Genomic DNA, 20,061 nt, shown 5'->3' on the forward strand with positions numbered 1-20,061 from the left:
GCCCGTCCCGGAGCCCGCTCCGGCCGCCCGGCCGGCCGCGCCCGCCGGCCCCGACGCGCGCCTGCCGCGCCTGCTCGCCCTCGTCGAGGAGTCTCCCGAACTGGTCTCCCTGGAGCCGTATCTGACGGACGCCGAGCCCGAGGTGCGGGCCGCGGCGGTGACCGCCCTGGCCGAGACCGTGCCCGCCGGGACGGGCCCGGCGCTGGCGGCGCGGCTGCGGGACGCGGACGCGACGGTGCGGTCCGCCGCCGTCGGGGCGCTCCGCGAGCTGGTGGAGGTCCTGGACGGGGACGGGGAGCTGGGCGCGGGCCTCCGCGGCGCCCTGGAGGTGCCCGACGCGTCGGTGCGGGCGGTGGCGGTCGAGGCGCTGCGGGCCCGCGGGCTGGGCGACGCCGGGGTGTACGCGGCGGCGCTGGCGGACACGGCGACGGAGGTGCGCCTCCAGGCGGTGCGGGCGCTGGTGTCCGTGGACGCGGTCGCCGCGCTGGCCGGTGCCGCGGCCGATCCGGCGCGCGAGGTGCGGGTGGCGGTGGCCCGGGGGCTCGCGGCGGTCTCCGCGCCGGAGCCGGGGCCGCTCGTCCCGCTGCTCGGCGACCCGGACCCGCTGGTGCGGGGCGCGGCCTTCGGGGCGCTCGGCGTGGCCGGCTGCCCCGCGCCGCTGGCGGAGCGGGCGGTGGCGGCGCTGGACGATCCGGCCTGGCAGGTGCGGGCGGGCGAGGCGGCGGCGCTGCGGGCGGCCGGTGCGGAGCGTGCGGTGCCGGCGCTGGCGAAGGGGCTCGCGGACCGGAACGCCGATGTGCGCAAGGCCGCGGTGCTCGCGCTGCTCGGGCACGCCCCGGCGCCGGAGGCACGGGCCGCGCTGGCGACCGCGGCGGCCGATCCGGACGCCGACGTGCGGGCGTACGCGGCCCGGGGTCTCGCCCCGGCGGCCTCCTGACGGCCGGGGGGCCGGTCGGGTGAAGCCGGGTGTGCCGGGCCTCGGGCCGGGGAAGGCGCGCGAGGTGGCGTCCGGCCGGCGGACGCTCGGTCGAGGAGGTGGTCCGGTGACGGGGCCGACGACGGCACAGGCGCTGGGCGCGCCGTGCTGGCTGAGTCTGGCGGCGCGGGATCTGGGCGCGGCGGAGCGGTTCTACGGCGCGGTGCTGGGCTGGACGTTCCGGCCCGGCGAGCTGAAGGCGGGCGAGGCGTACGCGGTGGGCGAGCGGGACGGGACGCCGGTCGCGGGGATCGCCCCCCTGGCGGCGGAGCTGGCGCTGCCGGTGGCCTGGACGGTGTTCTTCGCCGTGGAGGACGCGGACGCGGCGGTGGCCCGGATCCGGGAGCGGGGCGGCACGGTGGGCGTCGGCCCGGTGGCGTACCCGCCGCAGGGGCGGGCGGCGCTCGCCACGGACCGGGACGGGGCCGCGTTCGGCGTGTGGGAGGGGCGCCTGGTGTCGCGCTGGCACGTGGCCGAGCGGGGCGCGCCGGCGTGGGTGGAGCTGCACACCCGGGACGCGTTCGACGCGGCCGTGTTCTACGGCGGGGTGCTGCGCTGGGCGGAGCAGGAGCCGGGCTGCTGCGAGACCTCGTACGAGGAGGACCGGGTGGTGCTGCGCCGGGCGGGGGTGCCGGTGGCCCGTCTGGACAGCGGCCCGGTGGAGGCGGCGTCGCCGCGGCCGCAGCTGAGGCCGCGCTGGCTGGTGCGGTTCGGGGTGCCGGACCTGGCGGCCTCGGTGGCGGCGGTGACGGAGCACGGCGGTTCGGTGGTGCCGGGCGGCGAGTGGGGCGGTGCCCGGGAGCCGGCGGCGCCCGGCGGGGGCGAGCGGCGGGTGGTGGTGCGCGACCCGGACGGCGCGCTGTTCACGCTGGAGGCGGACAGCGCGCGGTGAGCGGTGGGGGTACGGGGCCGCCGGCCTCGTACCCGCACCGCTCATGCCGTCTCCGGCCGGGGATCAGGCGGCCCGGGCGGCCTCCGGGGCGGGGGCCTCGGCGGGGGCGGTGCCGGCGGGGGTGTGCCGGGCGGGGATGAACGCGGCGACGATCGAGGCGAGGAGGGCGACGCCGGCGCCGATCAGCATGGCGGCCCGGAAGCCGCCCTCGGAGGGCAGGGTGTGGCCGCCGAGGGTGGTGGTCATCTGGGCGAGGACGACGCCGATGACGGCGGCCGAGACCGAGGTGCCGATGGACCGCATCAGGGTGTTGAAGCTGTTGGCGGAGGCGGTCTCCTCGGCGGGGACGGAACCCATGATGAGCGCGGGCATCGCGCCGTAGGCGAGGCCGACGCCGGTGTTGCAGATGAGGGTGACGACGAGCAGGCCCCACGTGGAGCCCATGAGGGCGAGCGAGGAGGCGTATCCGGCGGAGATGACGAGGGAGCCGACGGAGAGGGTGACCTTGGGGCCGCGGGCGGCGGACAGCTTGGCGCCGAGCGGGGCGAGCACCATCATCGCGAGGCCCGCCGGGGCCATCCAGAGGCCCATCGCCATCATCGACTGGCCCAGGCCGTAGCCGGTGGCCTCGGGGAGCTGGAGGAGCTGCGGGACGACCAGCGACTGGGCGTACATGGAGAAGCCGACGAGCACCGAGGCGAGGTTGGTCAGCAGGACGACGGGGCGGACGGTGACGCGCAGGTCGACCAGCGGGTCGCGGGTGCGCAGCTCCCAGAATCCCCAGGCGAGCAGCACGACGGCCGCGGCGGCGAAGAGACCGAGGGTGGTGGCGCTGCCCCAGCCCCAGGTCGCGCCCTTGGAGACGGCGAGGAGGAGGGAGACGAGGCCGGCGCCGAGGCCGAGGGCGCCGGGCAGGTCGAAGCGGCCGGGGTTCGGGTTGCGGCGGCCGGCCGGGACGCGGCGCCAGATGAGGGCGGCGACGACGGCGCTGAGGGCGGCGGCGACCCAGAAGAGGACGCGCCAGCTGGCGTGTTCGGCGACGGCGGCGGAGAACGGCAGTCCGAGGGCGCCGCCGACGCCCATGGAGGCGCTCATGAGGGCGATGGAGCCGCCGAGCTTCTCGGGCGGCAGGACGTCCCGGAGGAGGCTGATGCCGACGGGGACGACGCCCATGCCGAGGCCCTGGAGGCCGCGGCCGACGATCATCGGGACGACGGAGTCGGCGAGGGCGCAGACGACGGAGCCAGCGATCAGGGGGACGGTGGAGGCGAGCAGCACGGTCCGCTTGCCGAGGGTGTCGCCGAGGCGGCCGGCGACGGGGGTGGCCACGGCGGCGGCGAGCAGGGTGGCGGTGATCACCCACGAGGCGTCGGAGGGGCTGGCGTGCAGGAGCCGCGGCAGGTCGCCGATGAGCGGCACCACGAGGGTCTGCATGAGTGCCGCCACGATGCCGGCGAAGGCGAGGACGCCGACGACGCCTCCTGGGCGTGCGTCGGTCTGGGCGCGGTCCACGGGTCTCTCCCTGGTGTGACGAAAGAAGGCTTGTGCATCATGCACATAAATTGCATGATGCACAAGCTATGTATGATGCACATCATCTCGCCGCAGGGGAGAATGCCCCCATGGACAAGCCCGTGGACAAGGCCGTGGAGAAGGACGTGGACGAGGCCGTGGAGACGGCCACCGACCGCGTCGAGTTCGAGACGATGCTGTTGAGCCGGCATTCGCACCTCCACGCCCCGCGGACCCGCGTCGGCGCCGGCGGGCTCGACCGCAGCGCGTACGTGCTCCTCACCCGGATCCGCATGCACGGGCCGATGTCCATCGGGCAGCTCACCGACGCCTTCGGGCTCGACGCCTCCACCCTCAACCGGCAGACCGCGGCGATGCTGCGGTCCGGGGTCGTGGAGCGGATCGCTGACCCGGACGGCGGCATCGCCCGCAAGTTCCGCATCACCGAGGAGGGCGAGCGCCGCCTGGAGGCCGACCGCTCCTTCAACATCGGCGGCCTCGAACGGATCATGGAGCACTGGCCGGCCGAGGACGTGATCCGCTTCGCCGACTTCCTGGAGCGCTTCAACCGCGACATCGAACGCCTGGAGGGCCGCCCCTGGCCCCGCACCTGAGAGCGGCGGCGGGGCCAGGGGCGGCCCGGCGCGGGCCCACCCGCCGGAACCCCCTGCCCGCCCGGCGCGGCGGACCCGCCGAGGGTTCCCACCCGCCCGGCACGGGCCCACCCGTCGAGGGATCTCGCCCACGCGGCGCGAGCCGACCGCCCGAGGGGCCCCACCGCCCGGCGCGGGCCGAGCCGCCCGGCGCACCCGTCCGGCGCGGCCGACCCGCCGGGACCCCTCACCCGTCCGGCGCGGCGGGCTCGCTCCCGGTGTCCGCTGCGGCGAGGCTCGTCGTCAGGGACGCCCACGAGACGAGGTGCCGCCGATGCCCGCCGCCGCCCGCATCCGGCCCGGCCGGTTCCTCGCCGTAACGCTCGCCGCGGCGGCGCTGCTCACCGGCTGCGCCGCCACCCCGGCACCCTCCTCCCCCTCCACCGCGTCCGCCCCCGCCCGGGGCACGGGCCGGCTCGCCGTGGCGTACGACGCGCCCCGGTCCCCCGAGGACCGCGCGGCCCGCGCCTTCCTCCGCGCGCACCGGGTCCTGGAGGACGCCGCCGCCTACGCCGACGCCCGGATCGCCCTGCCCCGGGACGTACCGCTGCGCGCGGCGAGCTGCGAGGCCCCGAACCCGTACTGGGACGAGAAGGCCGGGCGGATCACCTACTGCTACGGCTTCGTCGACGACGCCCGGCGGGTGTTCTCCCGCGTCGACACCGACGGCACTCCGGCCGAGCGGGCGGCCGCCGTCGACGAGGACGTCGTCGGCCTCTCGAACGGCGTCCTCTTCCACGAGCTCGGGCACGCCCTCGTCGACCTCTACGACCTGCCCGTCACCGGCCGCGAGGAGGACGCGGTCGACCAGCTCGCCGTCCTCCTGCTCGCCTCCGGCGACGAGCGGCACGCCGACTACGCGATCTCCGCGATCAACGCCTGGGGCGCGATGTGGGAGGCGTCCGAGGGCGGCGATCCGGGCGTGGCCGGTTACTCCGACGTCCACTCGATGGACGGACAGCGCTTCTTCAACTGGGCCTGCTGGCTGTACGGCTCCGATCCCGCGCGCTTCGCCGACGCGGTGGACGGCGAGGGCAACCCGGACGGGGTGCTGCCCCGGGACCGCGCCGCGCTCTGCCCCGCCGAGTTCCGGCGCGTCGACTCCTCCTGGCACACGCTCCTGGCACCCCACCTCAAGCAGCCGTGAATCTCAGGATGCGAACCGCTTCGACGCGGACCCTTTACGCGCGCGCCACACGGGGGTAACTTCCCGCCGACGCAAGAACTTTCCGCAAGTTTCCGCACGCGCTTCCAAGGGGGCCGATCCCCGCCTCACCACCGGCCCCCACCCCGGCGCGCCTCCGTCTGGAGTCCGCATGACCCCCACCCGCACACGGCCGCGAGGGCGCGCCCTCGCGCTGCTCGGCGTCGCCGCCGGCCTCACCGGCCTGCTGGCGGCACCGTCCGGCCCGGCCCCCTCCTCCCTCGACGCCGTCCCGGCGGCGGCCGCAGCCGAGAACACCGCGACGGTCTACTACTGGACCAAGACCAGGAACTGGTCGGCCTACAACCTGCATTACGCGCCCGACGGCGGCTCCTGGACCGCCGTGCCCGGCACGGCGATGGAGCCCGCCTGTACCGACTGGGTGAAGAAGACCGTCAGCCTCGGGTCCGCCGCGGGGCTCCAGGCCACCTTCAACAACGGCACCGGCACCTGGGACAACAACGGGGGCAAGAACTACGCCCTCGGCACCGGGAGCATCACGGTGAAGGACGGCGCGGTCGCCCACTCCGACCCGTGCGCCGACACCCCGCCGCCCGCCTCCAACAAGGCGACGGTGTACTACTCCTCGGCCTCCCTCGGCTGGTCGACGGTGAACGTCCACTACCAGCCGACCGGCGGCGCGTGGACGGCCGTGCCCGGACTCGGCATGACGGCGGCGTGCACCGGCTGGTGGAAGCGGGAGCTGGACCTCTCCACCGCCACCTCCCTCAAGGCGGCCTTCAACAACGGCAACGGCGTGTGGGACAACAACGGCGGCTCCGACTACACGATCGGCACCGGCACCTCCACCGTCCGGGACCGGGTGGTGACGGCGAACGCCACCGACCCGTGCGCCGCCACCCCGCCCGACACCCAGGCGCCCACCGCCCCGGCCCGCGTCACCGCGAGCGCCGACGGCGTCTCCGTCCTGCTCTTCTGGGACGCCGCCACCGACGACCGGGGCGTGACGAAGTACCAGGTCACCCGTACCGGCGGGAGCACCGGCACGGTCGTCACGGACGTCGGCTCGACGGTCTTCTCCGACACGAACCTCGCCGAGCGGACCGCGTACACGTACACGGTGAAGGCCGTGGACGCCGCCGGGAACGTCTCGGCCGCCTCCGCGCCGGCCACCGCCACCACCGGCGACAGGCCCACCGCCCCGGCGAACGGCAAGCCGCTCGGCACCGACCCGCGCAAGGACCCGATCTACTTCGTCCTCACCGCCCGCTTCTACGACGGCGACGCCTCCAACAACCGGGGCGGCAGCCAGCACGTGAAGTCGGGGAACGCGGCCAACGACGACCCGATGTTCCGGGGCGACTTCAAGGGCCTGGTGCAGAAGCTCGACTACATCAAGGGCCTCGGCTTCTCCGCCGTGTGGGTCACCCCGGTGGTGCTCAACCGCTCGGACTACGACTACCACGGGTACCACGGGTACGACTTCTACAAGGTCGATCCGCGCCTGGAGTCGGCCGGCGCCTCCTACCAGGACCTCATCGACGCCGCCCACGCCAAGGGCATGAAGATCTACCAGGACGTCGTCTACAACCACTCCTCGCGCTGGGGCGCCAAGGGCCTGTTCACGCCGACCGTGTACGGCGTCCGGGACACCCAGTGGAGCTGGTACTACGACGAGAAGCAGCCCGGCTTCGAGTACGACGGCCTGACGGTCGACCCCAAGTCCGGAAAGTCGTACTACAACGGCGACCTGTGGTCGACGGCCGAGCCCACCGGCAACACCTGCGTCAACTGGGGCAAGCCGACCGGCGGCAAGAGCGCCGAGGGCTACACGGTCTACAACTGCCAGTGGCCGAGCCCCACGTCCGGCATGTTCCCCAAGGGCCTCTACCACCAGTGCTGGATCGGCAACTGGGAGGGCGAGGACTCCCGTTCCTGCTGGCTGCACGAGGACCTGGCGGACTTCGACACCGAGAAGGCGACCGTCCAGAACTACCTGATCGGCGCCTACAACAAGTACATCGACATGGGCGTCGACGGCTTCCGGGTCGACACCGCCGTGCACATCCCGCGCACCACCTGGAACCGGCGCTTCCTGCCCGCGATCCAGGAGCGCGTCGCACAGCGGCACGGCGCCGAGGCTGCGAAGAACTTCTTCGTCTTCGGCGAGGTCGCGGCCTTCGTCAACGACAAGTGGAACCGCGGGTCGGTCAACCACTCCGCGCAGTTCTACACCTGGAAGGAGCGCAAGGAGTACGACGCCGACGACACCAAGGCCGCCCTGGAGATGTACGACTACGAGCAGCAGCAGGGCACCGGCAACCAGCCCACCTCCACCAACGCCTTCCTCGACGGCAACAGCTACCACGCGCCCGACCACAGCCGCTTCTCCGGCATGAACGTCATCGACATGCGCATGCACATGAACTTCGGTGACGCGCAGAACGCCTTCTCCAACGGCAAGGACTCGGACGACAGTTACAACGACGCCACGTACAACGTCGTCTACGTCGACAGCCACGACTACGGCCCCAACAAGTCCTCCGAGCGGTACACCGGCGGAACCGACGCCTGGGCCGAGAACATGTCGCTGATGTGGACCTTCCGCGGCATCCCGACGCTCTACTACGGCTCCGAGATCGAGTTCCAGAAGGGCGCGAAGATCGACTGCGGGCCCAGCTGCCCGCTGGCGACCACCGGCCGCGCGTACTACGGCGACCACGTGGCCGGCACCGTCACCGCCTCCGACTTCTCGAAGGTCTCCGCGGCGAGCGGCCAGGTCGCGACCACCCTCCAGCAGCCCCTGGTCAAGCACGTCCAGCGGCTCAACGAGATCCGGCGGGCGATCCCCGCGCTCCAGACGGGCCAGTACTCCACCGAGGGCATCTCGGGCGGCATGGCCTTCAAGCGCCGCTACACCAGCGGCTCCACTGACAGCTTCGCCCTCGTGACGGTCTCCGGCGGCGCCACCTACAACGGCATCCCCAACGGCACCTACACCGACGCCGTCACCGGTGACGTGCGGACCGTCACCAACGGCACCCTGTCGGTCGGCGCGCCCGGCAAGGGCAACCTGCGGGTGTACGTCCTGAACGGCCCCGGGAAGATCGGCACGGCTGGTCCGTACCTGAAGTGACCGCCCGCCCGAAGTAGTCGCGCGAGGAGGGGGCGGAGAAGGAAATCCGCCCCCTTTTCGACATGTTCAAGTCAAGATTTTGTTACGCGAACGGGCTTGTCGGACAGAAGCCTTCCCTCCGCCCCGCCCGTCTGGGATCTTGCGTCCACCCCACACATCACAGGGCCCGGCCGGCGCCACCCGCGCCACCGGGCCATCGGAGGACGCATTGTTTTCCCACATATCCGGCCGGATGAGAATCGCGGCGATCGCCCTCGGCACGACCCTGGCCCTCGCGGGCCCGGTCTCCCTCGCCCAGGCCGCCCCGCTCGACAACGAGCCGCTCGCGGCCTTCACCGCGAACGCCCGCGCCGCGCAGCAGGCGCCCGCGGCCCCGGCCGCCTGGGCCGCCGGGACCCGCGCCTACCTGGTCATCACCGCTCCCGGTGACACCACCGCGGTCCGCAACGCCGTGGCCGCCAACGGCGGTTCGGTCTTCTCCTCCTTCGACGCCATCGGCGTGGTCGTCGCCCACTCGACCTCCGCCTCCTTCGCCACCACGATGCGCGGCGTCGCGGGCGTGCAGAAGGTCGGCGCGACGCGCACCTCGGACGTCCCGGCCGACGCGTACAACCCGGCGCTGCCCGCCAACCCGGCGCAGTCCGCGGCCCCGACGACCGAGCCCGTGCGCTCGGACATGACCCAGATCAAGGCCGACCAGGCGTGGGCCGTCAACCCGGGCTCCGCCACCGTGAAGGTCGGCATCCTGGACACCGGCGTCGACGACCAGCACCAGGACCTGGCGCCGAACTTCAACGCCGCCGACTCGGTCTCCTGCGCCTACGGCAAGGCCGACACCCGCGCCGGCGCCTGGCGCGACGTCGACCAGCACGGCACCCACGTGGCCGGCACGGTCGCGGCGGCCAAGAACGGCAAGGGCGCCATCGGCGTCGCGCCGGGCGTGAAGATCTCCTCGGTGCGCATCGCCGAGCCCGGCAGCACCCTCTTCTTCGCCGAGAACACCATCTGCGGCCTGGTGTGGGCCGGTGACCACGGCTTCAAGGTCACCAACAACAGCTACTACACGGACCCGTGGCAGTTCAACTGCCCGAACAACCTCGACCAGGCGGCCATCCTGGAGGGCGTGGGCCGTGCCCAGGCGTACGCCGACGGCAAGGGCTCGCTCCAGGTCGCGGCGGCCGGCAACTCCAACGTCGACCTGGCCAACAAGACCACCGACTCGTCGAGCCCCAACGACTCGACGCCGGTGAGCCGCACGATCACCAACGACTGCCTCGACATCCCGGCCGAGCTGCCGGGCGTGGTCACCGTCGCCGCCAACGGCACCAGCGGCACGTCCAAGGCGTCCTTCTCCAACTACGGCCGTGACGTCATCGAGGTCTCGGCGCCCGGCGAGTCCGTCTACAGCACGGTCCCCGGCGGCAAGTACTCCTCGCTGAGCGGTACGTCGATGGCCTCCCCGCACGTCGCGGGCGTCGCCGCCCTGCTGGCCAGCGCCAACCCGGCGTACACCCCGGCCGACCTCCGCGCCAAGCTCGGCGAGCACGCCACCGACCTGGCCTGCCCGTCGGACGCCCGCTGCACCGGCACCACGGCGAAGAACAGCTTCTTCGGCGAGGGCCGGGTGGACGCCCTCAAGGCCGTCGGCGGCTCGACCCCGCCGCCCGGGAAGTACTTCGAGAACCTCACCGACGTGACCGTCCCCGACAACACCACCGTCGAGAGCGCGATCACCGTCAGCGGCGTGACCGGCAACGCGCCGGCCACCCTCAAGGTGGGCGTGGACATCAAGCACACCTACATCGGTGACCTCAAGGTCGACCTGATCGCCCCGGACGGCTCGGTCTACAACCTGCACAACCGGACCGGCAGCGGCACCGACAACATCGTCCAGACGTACACGGTCAACGCCTCCTCCGAGGTGGCCAACGGCGTCTGGAAGCTCCGCGTCAGCGACAACGCGAGCGCGGACACCGGGAAGATCGACGCCTGGAACCTGACCTTCTGATCACCGCCCGCTGATCACGGTTCCCCGAGGGGGGCCGGAGCGCCCGCGCTCCGGCCCCCTTTCGCGTGCCCGGCCCAGAAAGTCCGTACCGGGGGGTAGCCCGCGCGACCCCCTTGCTATACGTTCCGTCTAACAAGCTTGCTAGACGCGGTGTCTAACAAGCGAGGGACGACCACGAGCCGACCGCGTGACCCAGGGAGCCGCAACCATGGCCAGCAGCACCGTTCGCCCGGACAACCACGACCAGGACGACGTCGCCGAACGGCTCCTCCGGTCGGCCGCCAAGCTCAGCTACGACCCCGCCGTCGAGGTCGACTGGGACACCCCCCTCGACAAGGACTTCCACGGCCAGAGCCCCGAGTGGAACAGCCTCTACGGCACCGCCTACTGGAACGAGATGACCGAGGAGCAGCAAAAGGAGCTGACCCGCCAGGAGTCCGCCTCCGTCGCCTCCACCGGCATCTGGTTCGAGATGATCCTCCAGCAGATGGTGCTGCGGGACATCTACCGCACCGACCACACCGACCCCCGCTTCCAGTGGGCGCTCACCGAGATCGCCGACGAGTGCCGCCACTCGATCATGTTCGCCCGCGGCTCCCAGAAGCTCGGCGCCCCCGCCTACCGCCCCAAGCGGGCCGTCATGGAGCTCGGCCGGGTCATGAAGACCGTCGGCTTCGGCGAGGCGGCCTACGCCGGCATCCTCGTCGCCGAGGAGGTCCTCGACGTCATGCAGCGCGACTGGATGCGCGACGAGCGGGTGGTCCCCTTCGTGCGCACCATCAACAACATCCACGTCGTCGAGGAATCCCGGCACATGAAGTTCGCCCGGGACGAGACCCGCCGCCACCTCGCCCGCGCCGGCCGCGCCCGCCGCCACCTCCAGGCCCTGATCGTCGCCATCGCCGCGTACTACATCATCACCAGCCTGGTGAACCCCGAGGTGTACGTCCGGGCCGGCCTCGACCCCGAGCGCGCCCGCCGCGAGGCGGCCGCCAACGAGCACTACAAGGCCCGGCTCCGCGCCAGCTGTTCCGGCCTCATGGAGTTCCTCGGCGACGTCGGCATGCTGACCCGCCCGGCCATCCGCTTCTACCAGCGCGCCCACCTCCTCTGACCCGCCCCCGACGAGCCGAGCCGAGCCGCCGACATGACCTACGCCATCACCCAGACCTGCTGCTCCGACGCCACCTGCGTCGCCGTCTGCCCGGTCAACTGCATCCACCCGACGCCCGAGGAACCCGACTTCGGCACCACCGAGATGCTCTACATCGACCCGAAGAGCTGCATCGACTGCGGAGCCTGCGCCGACGCCTGCCCGGTCGACGCGATCTTCCCGGTCGACCGGCTCACCGGACCCCTGAAGCGGTACGAGGAGATCAACGCCACCCACTACGAGGGCCGCGAACCCGCCCCCGTGCTCGCCTCTCCCACCTTCCACCCCTGGGGCGAGCCCGCCTTCGGACGCTCCCTGCCCTCCGACTTCGCCCCGATCCGGGTCGCGGTCGTCGGCACCGGCCCCGCCGGCATGTACGCCGCCGAGGACCTCCTCCTGCACACCAACGCCGAGGTCACCCTCATCGACCGGCTCCCGGTCGCCGGCGGACTCCTCCGCTACGGCGTGGCCCCCGACCACCCGGCCACCAAGGGCGCGGGCGACACCCTCGCCCGCTTCCACACCCACCCCCGGGCCACCGTCCGGCTCGGCGTGGAGATCGGCAAGGACGTCACCCCCGAGGAGCTGGCCGCCCACCACGACGCGGTCGTGTACGCGGTCGGCGCCCCGTCCGACCGGCGCCTCGGCATCCCCGGCGAGGACCTCCCCGGCAGCCTCTCCGCGACCTCCCTCGTCTCCTGGTACAACGCCCACCCGGAGACCGCGCCCGAAGCCGTCTCCCTGGGCACGGCCGAACGGGCCGTGGTCGTCGGCACCGGCAACGTCGCCCTCGACGTCGCCCGCATCCTCGTCTCCGACCCCGACACCCTGGCCGGCACCGACATCGCCGACCACGCCCTCGCCGCCCTGCGCGGCTCCCGGCTCCGCGAGGTCGTGCTGCTCGGCCGGCGCGGACCCGAGGACGCCGCGTACACCGCCTCCGAGATCCTCGCCCTCGGGCACGTCCCCGGCGTCGACCTCGTCGTCGACACCCACGACCCCCGGATCGCCGAGGCCATCGACACCGCCGCCCCCGGCGACAAGGCCGCCCTCCTCCAGGGCACGGCCCGCGAGACCGTCGACTGGACGCGAGGCCCCGACACCGGACGGCGCCGGATCGTCCTGCGCTTCCACTCGGCACCCGCCGAAGCCCTCGGCCCGGACACGGTCCGCGCGGTCCGCGCCGGCGGCCCCGACGGCCCCGCCGACATCCCGGCTGGCCTCCTCGTCCGCGCCATCGGCTACCGGGGCGTCCCCCTCGCCGGACTCCCCTTCGACGAGACCACCGGCACCGTCCCGCACACCGCGGGCCGCGTCGACGGCATGACCGGCACCTACGTCGTCGGCTGGATCAAGCGCGGCCCCTCCGGCGGCATCGGCGCCAACCGGAGCTGCGCCGCCGAGACCGTCGGCAGCCTCCTCGCCGACGCCGTGGACGGCCGCCTCCCGAAGCCGACCGGCTCCGCGCGGGCCTTCGGCCGCCTCGCCCGCAGCCGCAGCGGCCGACTCGTGGACGCCGGCGGCCTCGCCGCCCTCGGCCTCGCCGAACGCGCCAGGGGCGCGGCCGCCGGCCGGCCCCGGGTCAAGCTCACGACCGTCCCCGAGCTGGTCGCCGCCGCCCGCCGGAACCGGCTGCGCGGCCCGGTCGGCTGACCGGGCCGACACGGACGGGGTGCGCGCGGAGAAGGCGCACCCGAGCGGGAAGGCATACGGGGCGAGCGTGGGGGCACTCGCCCCGTATGGCCAGCCAAGGGGTCCCGCACGACGACGGCCGCGGTGAGAGTCCCGCGCAACGGGCCGACCGGCGCTGGAACGAACTCCTCCAGGAACTGCGGGTCGCCCAGACGGGCACCCAGATCCTCTTCGGCTTCCTGGTCGCCGTCGTCTTCCAGCCGCGCTTCGCCGAGCTGGGCACCACCGACCGGACCATCTACGTGGTCACGGTGTTCCTGGGAGCGGCGACCACGGGGGCGCTCGTCGCCCCGGTCGCGGTGCACCGGCTGGTGGCGGGACGCCGGCTCAAACCGGAGACGGTGAACTGGGCGGCGCGCCTGACGCTGGTCGGCCTGGTGCTGCTCTACCTGACGATGGTGTCGACGTTCCTGCTGATCATGCGGATGGTGCTGGACGACGCCCTCGCGCTCTGGCTGGTCGTCGTGATGGCGCTGTGGCTGGCGCTCTGCTGGTTCATGGTGCCCCTCCTCGCCCGGCGGAACGGCACGAACGGAGGGAAGGGGAACGGCGGCACGGGCGACAACTACGGCCCCTGGCCCCACTGAGGATCCGGCCCGGGACGGCGGGCCGGCGGAAGGTGCCGGATCAGGCGGCGACGGCGAGCGGACGCCGCAGCACGATCGCGTTGAGCCCGACGGTGAACGGCGCCGTGTCCGTCAGACCGAGCCCGAGGACCCGCTCCTTCGGCAGCTCGACGGTCACGTCCACACAGAACGCGAGCGCGTGCAGCGCCCCGCCCGCGCCGTCGTCCTGGAGGGCGAAGAAGAGGTCACGGTAGTAGCGGGTGCGCTCCGGCGACTCCTCGTAGAACGACAGCCCCGGCTGCCCCTCCTGCTCCCCGATCCCGGTGAACGCGGCGACCAGCTCCCGCTCCACCGTCTCCCAGAAACCCGCCTCCGCGCACTCGGCCGGCAGGGCCTGACGGACGGCCTCCTTCAGCGAGAGCACCATGACGAGCAGCGGCGCGTACTCCTTGAGGCCCCAGCCGCGCACCATCCGGACGATGGTGCTGTCCGGGACGGCGGCGGCCGCCCGGTGGATGGCCTCGAAGTCGAAGTTGACGGTGGCGGGGGCGATCGCCTCCTGGAAGACCCGGTCGATCGACCGGGCCTCGTCGAGCCGGTCGGGCGCCACCTCGACGACGGTCCTGAAACTGGCGGCCAAAGGCTTCTCCTGTTCTCTCGTCGCCCGCCGGAGCGGGCAGTCGATCATCAGGAGGAGTATGCCGAGGGCTCCGCTCAGCGCCCGCGGCGGGGCTTCCCGCCGCGCCCGGCGGCACCGCCGCCCTTGCCCTTGGCGGGCTTCACGGGCTTCTGGGACCGGGCCGGCTTCGCCCCCGCCGCCTTCTTCGCGGGCTTCGGGGCGGCCTTCACGGCCTTCTGCCCCTTCTGGGCCTCCGCGCGCCGCCCCCGGGTGCTGTTGACCGTCCGGCCCCGCACGATCCCGATGAACTCCTCCACCAGGTCGGGGGCCTCCTCGGCCTTCGGCCAGGAGAGCGCGACCCGCGACTGCGGCACACCGTCGATCGTGCGGTACGTGAGGTCCTTGCGGTGGTGCAGCCGCGCCAGCGACTGCGGGGCGACGAGCAGTCCCACCCCGGCGGCGACCAGCTCGACCGCGTCGGCGGTCGTCTCGGGCCGCTGGAACGCGGGCAGCCCGGGTGGCGCCTCCCAGCCGAGGGTGTCATCGAGCGGGTGCAGCACCAGCTCCTCCGCCAGGTCCTCGGGGGCCAGCTCCTCGGCCGCGGCGAAGTGGTGGTCCTTGGGCAGGATCACCACGCTCGTCTCCTCGTACAGCGGGATCGCGCTCAGGTCCTCGCCGTCGACCGGCAGCCGCAGGAGCGCGGCGTCGGCGCCGCCGTCCCTCAGCAGCCCGCAGACCTCGCCGGGCGTGACCTGCACGAGCCTGAGCGGCACGTCGGGCAGCCGCTGCTCCCAGATCCGCACCCACTTCGAGGGCGTCACCCCGGGCACGTAGGCGAGCCGGAAGGACGTGCTGTCGGGGGCGGGGGCGAGCGGGGAGTCTGTCACCCCGCAAGATTACCCGCCGCCGGGCCGCCCACCCGCGCGGGCGGACCCGTCGGCGCAGGTCGGAGGGCGACCGTGGTCGGAGGAGGTCCGGGTCCTCGATACCCTTGACCCATGACGACGCAGCAGAGCTCCCAGACGATGAAGCCGGCCACCGCGGCCAAGAAGCTGGGTGTGTACCTCGAGGCCACCCCCGCCGAGTTCCAGGAGGGTGTCGTCTCGCGCTCCGAGCTGAACGAGCTCCAGGCGAACCCGCCGGCCTGGCTGAAGGAGCTGCGGCTCAACGGCCCGCACCCGCGCCCCGTGGTCGCCTCCAAGCTGGGCATCTCCATCTCCGGCCTCGCCCGCGGCGGGATCACCGAGGCCCTGACCACCGAGCAGATCGAGGCCATCAAGGCCGAGGCCCCGGAGTGGCTGGTCAAGGAGCGCGCCACCCAGGCCGACGTCCGCAAGGAGACCGTCCGCATCAAGGAGCGCAACGCCCAGCGCGAGGCCGACCGGGCCGCCCGCGAGCAGGACGCCTGATCCGCTCCTGACCCACCGGCGTGGCGCGGCGCCGCACGAGGGAGGCATTCCCTCATGAACCTGGAGAGCGATCCGCCCGTCGTCGCCGCCGTGGACGGCTCCGAGCACAGTCTCCGCGCCCTCTCGTGGGCCCTGGGCGCCGCCGAGGCGCTGGCCGCCCCGCTCGTCGTGGCTCACGTCCGCTCCGACGCCCTCCAGCTGGGCGCGGCCCGGATCGCCTCGCTGGGCACGGAGCCGGAGCTGCCCGACACGGTCCTGGACGCGGTCCGGACCGTCGTCGAGGACCGCGGCCACGCCGTCCCCGTGCGCTACGCCTCCCTGGACGGCACCGTCACCGACGTCCTTCCCGAGGCCGCCCGCGGCGCCCGCCTCCTGGTGACGGGCTCACGCGGCCACGGCGGCTTCGCCAGTCTCCTGCTCGGCTCCACCGGCCGGTCGCTGGCCGCCCGCGCGCCCTGTCCGCTGGTGGTGGTCCCCCACGAGGCCAGGACCTCGTCCCTGGACAGCGGCCCGGACGCCGGCCGCGTCCTGCTCGGCCTGCACCCGGAGGAGACCCCGGACGAGGTGATCGACTTCGCCTTCGAGACGGCCGCGCTCCGCCGCGTACCCCTGGAGGCCATGACGGCGCTCCGCCTCCCGCCGACCCCGTCCGCGGTGGCCGCCTCCCCCGCGCCGGCGTTCCAGATGCCACCGCCGCTCCCCCTCGCAGACGACACCGAGGAGCTGCTGTCCGAGGCCCGGCGCGAGCTGGAGAACCGGCTGCGCCCCTTCGCCGAGCACCGGCCGGACGTGAAGCTGGTCAAGACCGTGGCGCCGGGCGACGCGGCCGGCCTGCTGGTCGACGCCTCCGCCGACGCGGCCCTCCTGGTCGTGGGCCGGCACCACCGCCACCGCATCGCGGACCTCCTGGTGGGCTCGGTGGCGCACGCGGTGCTCCACCACGCGGCCTGCCCGGTGGCGGTGGTCCCACCCACGCCACCTGGTAGACAGGGCGCATGACGCCCGACGTGTACGCCTCCGATCCCGCGGCCGCCGCCCGCAACACCCGCCCACCGACCCCGAGCGCCGCGCTGGGCGCCGGGATCGTCGTCCTGGACGGCGACGGCCGGGTTCTGCTCGGCCTGGACCACTCGGGCGTCTGGGAGCTCCCGGGCGGCGGGGTGGAGCCCGGCGAGTCGATCGAGGAGGCCGCGGCCCGCGAGCTGGCCGAGGAGACCACGCTGCGCACCGGGCCGGCCGACGTGGAGGTGATCGGCCTGCTCCTCGACACGGTGACCTCGTCGCGGCTGACCCGGCTGACGGCCGCCACGGTGGTGCGGACCTTCGAGGGAACCCCCGCCGTGGCCGAGCCCGCGAAGATCGCACGCTGGCGCTGGACCTCCCCCGACGCACTGCCGCCGGCCCTCTTCCTGCCGTCCGCGCAGGTCCTCGCGGCCTGGCGCCCCGACCTGACCCTCCCCCGGGCCCCGTTCCACCGCTACGGCCTCAGCCGCCTCCCGCACTGACCCCCGCGACCGCGCCGATGCCCGACCGCGCGCCACCGCGCGGCCCGGGCCGGTCGTGACTAGCGTGGGCAGGGGCCACGAGCCACGCAAAACGTCACCGATCGGAAGCGAGAGTCACGTCATGGCCGCACGACCTGAGGGCACCCCGATCTGGACCGACGCGATGTTCACCGACGCCGAGGGCGCCAAGACGTTCTACGCCGACGTGCTGGGCTGGACCTTCGGCGAGGCGGCGACGGAGTTCGGCAACTACACCCAGGCGTACAAGAACGGGAAGGCGGTCGCCGCCGTCGTCCCGCCGATGCCCGGCGGCGACACCCCGCCCCAGTCGGCCTGGTGTCTCTACCTCGCCTCCGACGACGTCGACGCCACGGCGGAGAAGATCAGGGCGGCGGGCGGAACGATCCTGATGGAGCCGATGAAGGTGGGCGACTTCGGCGCGATGTGCATCGCCCGGGACCCGTCGGGCGTGGTCTTCGGCCTCTGGCAGGCCGGCGTCCACGAGGGCTTCGAGCTCGAAGGGGAGTCCGGCTCCTACGTGTGGGCCGAGGTCTTCACGCGCGAGCCCGCGAAGTCCGACGCCTTCTTCACCAGCGTCTTCGGCTACGACACGAAGAGGATGACCGGCGAGGACATGGACTACAAGGTCTTCGACCTGGGCGCCGACCCCCTTCTCGGCCGCATGAGGATGACCGCCTCCGACTTCCCTCCGGAGGTCCCGAACTACGTCCAGATCTATTTCGCCGTCGACAACTGCGACCTGGCGGTCACCGCCGCCGAACGCGCCGGCGGGCGCAAGCTCTTCGGCCCGATGGACAGCCCCTTCGGCCGCTTCGCCGCCGTCCTGGACCCCCAGGGCGCCGCCTTCGCCGTGATCGACGTCCGCACGACGGTCGGCGAGATGCCGCCCATGGTGTGACCGCCCGGGGGTACGGAACCGGCGCGGCGCCCCGGCCGAGGGACGCCGCGCCACCTCCGTCCGGCCTCAGGCGGTGTCGCGCACGGCGACGATCCCGTTGAAGACCCCGACGTAGGCGGTGCCGTCGGGCCCGAGCGTGATCGGCGCCCAGTTGTTGTTGTAGGCGAGTCCGGTGCCGGTGAACCGCGAGAAGACCCGTCCTCCGGTGCGGAAGTCGACGGCCGTCAGGTACCAGGCGTCGATCCCGAGGTTGCTGGGCCGCTTCTCGTAGAAGTAGAGCAGCCCGTTGGCGGTGGAGAGCTTGGGCACGGTGGACGGCGACCGCACGTCGCTCTCCCAGACGACGTCGCACCCGCTGCCGTCGGCCCGCACGTCGATCCGGGTCGCCCCTCCGGTGACGCTGCGCCCGAACCCGAGCGACGAGGGGTTCTCGTACCCGTAGTTGTTCTCCACCACGAGGCTGTCGCCCCAGCTGATCAGGGAGTTGTCGGTGGTCGAGGCCCCGGACCGGAAGACCGGCACCTCGCACACGAGCCGCTCCTCCGCCGGCACGTCGGCGCCCCGCCGGTAGACGAGGACGTTCATCCGGTCGTCGGCGTTGTCGGTGATGGCCACGTACGCGTCACGGCTGCCGAAGAGGTCGGGCGTGGTCCCGGACCCCTGGTTCACGGATCCGGGCTTGGTCCCGGTCCCCCGGTCGTACTCCTCCCGCCAGACGACCTCCGGCGTCCCGTCGTCGCCGGCCCGGAAGGAGTACAGCGCGTGGTCGGTGACGATGGAGACGCCGTCCTCGGCGACGGAGAAGGAGTTCTGGATCTCCTCCCCGTCGAGCCGGATCGCCCGCGGCGTCCCGGTGGCGGGGTCGACGGTCCCGACCCGCCCGAGCCGGGTGACCCACCAGATCCGCCCGTCCCAGTCGGGCATCACGGAGGTGACGGGGTCGCACTCGCCGTCGGGGAAGAGGTTCGTCCAGCTGACGCAGTCGTGCGGCACCAGCGGAGTGAGGTCCCAGTCGTTCTCGACGGTGAACTCCCAGCTGCCGTCGGCCTTCTGCCCGTGCGCGATCCGCAGCACGTGCTGCCGGGAGTCGGCGAGGACCACCCGGTCGCGGTCGTCCAGGTAGAAGTAGGCCCCGCCGGACGTGTCCTTGAAGATCTTCCCGAAGTCGAGCCGGGTGACGGCCTCGACGGTGGAGGAACGCTGCGGCAGCTCGTGCTCGGCGAGCGTGTCCAGGGTGCGGGGGTCGAGGAGTTTCAGCAGGAAGCCGGTGAACGTCCCGCAGACGGTGACGAGCCGCCCGCCGGCGTCGAAGGTGGCGGTCGCGCACTCCCCGCCGACGGGGGCGATCTGTTCGCTGGTGACCTCGGGCTTCCGACCGAGCGGCGCCGGGTACGGGTGGGTCCCGCTGCCGGCCCCGTCGGCGTGCATCCCGCTGCGCCCGTTGGGGGCGAGGTACGGATGCTGGGCCGGTCCGGCTCCGGGCAGCGGTCGGGCGGTGGCCGGGGCCCCTTCGTAGTGGTCGACCAGCCGGTGTCCGAGCGCGAGCGGTATCTCGTCGGCCTGGGCGACAGGCGCCGAGCCCGCCAGGAGTAAGGCGGCGAGGGCGGTGGTGACGACCGCCGCGCGCCCCCGGCGTCGGGGGAGACGTGTGCTCAAGACAGCTCCTAGGGATCGGACCGACAGTCGCGCCGGCCGCCGACGCTAGGCCCGCCCCCTGGAGAAGGGAAGCGAAGCGCCCCAGGATTCGTATGAACGCAAAAATGCCTCAACCCCCGGACGGAGTCCGGGGGTTGAGGCTAAAGATTGTTCGGCGGCGTCCTACTCTCCCACAGGGTCCCCCCTGCAGTACCATCGGC

General features: G+C 73.4%; 17 protein-coding genes. 13 read left to right on the forward strand and 4 right to left on the reverse strand.

Annotated elements, in window-relative coordinates:
• Positions 1 to 937: HEAT repeat domain-containing protein (locus IE321_RS35610; protein WP_190225956.1), on the forward strand; the 937-nt coding region annotated here is incomplete at its 5' end.
• A 106-nt stretch (positions 938 to 1,043) separates the two neighbouring features.
• Entirely contained in the window at positions 1,044 to 1,868 is an 825-nt protein-coding gene (locus IE321_RS35615) for a VOC family protein (RefSeq protein WP_190225957.1), read from the forward strand.
• Positions 1,869 to 1,931: 63 nt separating this feature from the next.
• Here the strand turns inward: IE321_RS35615 and IE321_RS35620 are convergent, their stop codons facing one another.
• On the reverse strand, positions 1,932 to 3,380 hold the full coding sequence (locus tag IE321_RS35620) for an MFS transporter (RefSeq protein WP_190225958.1): 1,449 nt from the start codon (positions 3,378 to 3,380) through the stop codon (positions 1,932 to 1,934).
• A 194-nt stretch (positions 3,381 to 3,574) separates the two neighbouring features.
• On the opposite strand from IE321_RS35620, the gene IE321_RS35625 reads away from it, so the two are divergent.
• From IE321_RS35625 to IE321_RS35655, 7 genes are all read left to right on the forward strand, one after another.
• Entirely contained in the window at positions 3,575 to 3,994 is a 420-nt protein-coding gene (locus IE321_RS35625) for a MarR family winged helix-turn-helix transcriptional regulator (protein WP_051842584.1), read from the forward strand.
• A 313-nt stretch (positions 3,995 to 4,307) separates the two neighbouring features.
• Positions 4,308 to 5,180 (forward strand): DUF4344 domain-containing metallopeptidase, encoded by an 873-nt coding sequence (locus IE321_RS35630; protein ID WP_190225960.1) that lies wholly within the window; start codon positions 4,308 to 4,310, stop codon positions 5,178 to 5,180.
• 169 nt (positions 5,181 to 5,349) lie between these two features.
• Entirely contained in the window at positions 5,350 to 8,334 is a 2,985-nt protein-coding gene (locus IE321_RS35635) for a carbohydrate binding domain-containing protein (protein ID WP_190225961.1), read from the forward strand.
• A 238-nt stretch (positions 8,335 to 8,572) separates the two neighbouring features.
• On the forward strand, positions 8,573 to 10,342 hold the full coding sequence (locus tag IE321_RS35640; protein WP_381275009.1) for a S8 family peptidase: 1,770 nt from the start codon (positions 8,573 to 8,575) through the stop codon (positions 10,340 to 10,342).
• A 208-nt stretch (positions 10,343 to 10,550) separates the two neighbouring features.
• Positions 10,551 to 11,456 carry an AurF N-oxygenase family protein gene (locus tag IE321_RS35645; RefSeq protein WP_190225963.1) on the forward strand — a complete coding sequence of 302 codons (906 nt, stop codon included), beginning with the start codon at positions 10,551 to 10,553 and terminating at the stop codon, positions 11,454 to 11,456.
• Between the two features lie 33 nt (positions 11,457 to 11,489).
• Positions 11,490 to 13,148, forward strand: a complete 1,659-nt coding sequence (locus IE321_RS35650) for an FAD-dependent oxidoreductase (protein ID WP_190225964.1) — start codon at positions 11,490 to 11,492, stop codon at positions 13,146 to 13,148.
• Positions 13,149 to 13,234: 86 nt separating this feature from the next.
• Complete coding sequence (locus IE321_RS35655) at positions 13,235 to 13,774, forward strand: DUF6328 family protein (RefSeq protein WP_043228657.1); 540 nt, start codon at positions 13,235 to 13,237, stop codon at positions 13,772 to 13,774.
• Between the two features lie 40 nt (positions 13,775 to 13,814).
• Here the strand turns inward: IE321_RS35655 and IE321_RS35660 are convergent, their stop codons facing one another.
• Entirely contained in the window at positions 13,815 to 14,393 is a 579-nt protein-coding gene (locus tag IE321_RS35660) for a Type-2Aa cytolytic delta-endotoxin (RefSeq protein ID WP_190225965.1), read from the reverse strand.
• A gap of 74 nt (positions 14,394 to 14,467) precedes the next feature.
• Positions 14,468 to 15,259 carry a LysR family substrate-binding domain-containing protein gene (locus IE321_RS35665; RefSeq protein WP_190225966.1) on the reverse strand — a complete coding sequence of 264 codons (792 nt, stop codon included), beginning with the start codon at positions 15,257 to 15,259 and terminating at the stop codon, positions 14,468 to 14,470.
• Positions 15,260 to 15,370: 111 nt separating this feature from the next.
• On the opposite strand from IE321_RS35665, the gene IE321_RS35670 reads away from it, so the two are divergent.
• The 4 genes from IE321_RS35670 to IE321_RS35685 all read left to right on the forward strand — a co-directional run bounded on the left by IE321_RS35670 (position 15,371) and on the right by IE321_RS35685 (position 18,205).
• Positions 15,371 to 15,781: a DUF5997 family protein gene (locus IE321_RS35670; protein ID WP_043228663.1), complete on the forward strand. Its 411-nt coding sequence runs from the start codon at positions 15,371 to 15,373 to the stop codon at positions 15,779 to 15,781.
• A gap of 54 nt (positions 15,782 to 15,835) precedes the next feature.
• Positions 15,836 to 16,780, forward strand: a complete 945-nt coding sequence (locus IE321_RS35675; RefSeq protein WP_190225967.1) for a universal stress protein — start codon at positions 15,836 to 15,838, stop codon at positions 16,778 to 16,780.
• Positions 16,777 to 17,286 (forward strand): NUDIX domain-containing protein, encoded by a 510-nt coding sequence (locus IE321_RS35680; RefSeq protein WP_190225968.1) that lies wholly within the window; start codon positions 16,777 to 16,779, stop codon positions 17,284 to 17,286. Before IE321_RS35675 ends, IE321_RS35680 begins: the two co-directional genes overlap by 4 nt.
• Before the next feature lie 121 nt (positions 17,287 to 17,407).
• The gene (locus IE321_RS35685) at positions 17,408 to 18,205 is read left to right on the forward strand and encodes a VOC family protein (protein WP_190225969.1); all 798 of its coding nucleotides are present in this window, start codon (positions 17,408 to 17,410) and stop codon (positions 18,203 to 18,205) included.
• Between the two features lie 66 nt (positions 18,206 to 18,271).
• Here the strand turns inward: IE321_RS35685 and IE321_RS35690 are convergent, their stop codons facing one another.
• On the reverse strand, positions 18,272 to 19,861 hold the full coding sequence (locus IE321_RS35690) for a hypothetical protein (protein WP_190225970.1): 1,590 nt from the start codon (positions 19,859 to 19,861) through the stop codon (positions 18,272 to 18,274).
• Between the last annotated feature and the right edge of the window lie 200 nt (positions 19,862 to 20,061).

Source organism: Streptomyces hydrogenans, assembly GCF_014656075.1.
Classification (GTDB): Bacteria; Actinomycetota; Actinomycetes; order Streptomycetales; family Streptomycetaceae; genus Streptomyces; species Streptomyces hydrogenans.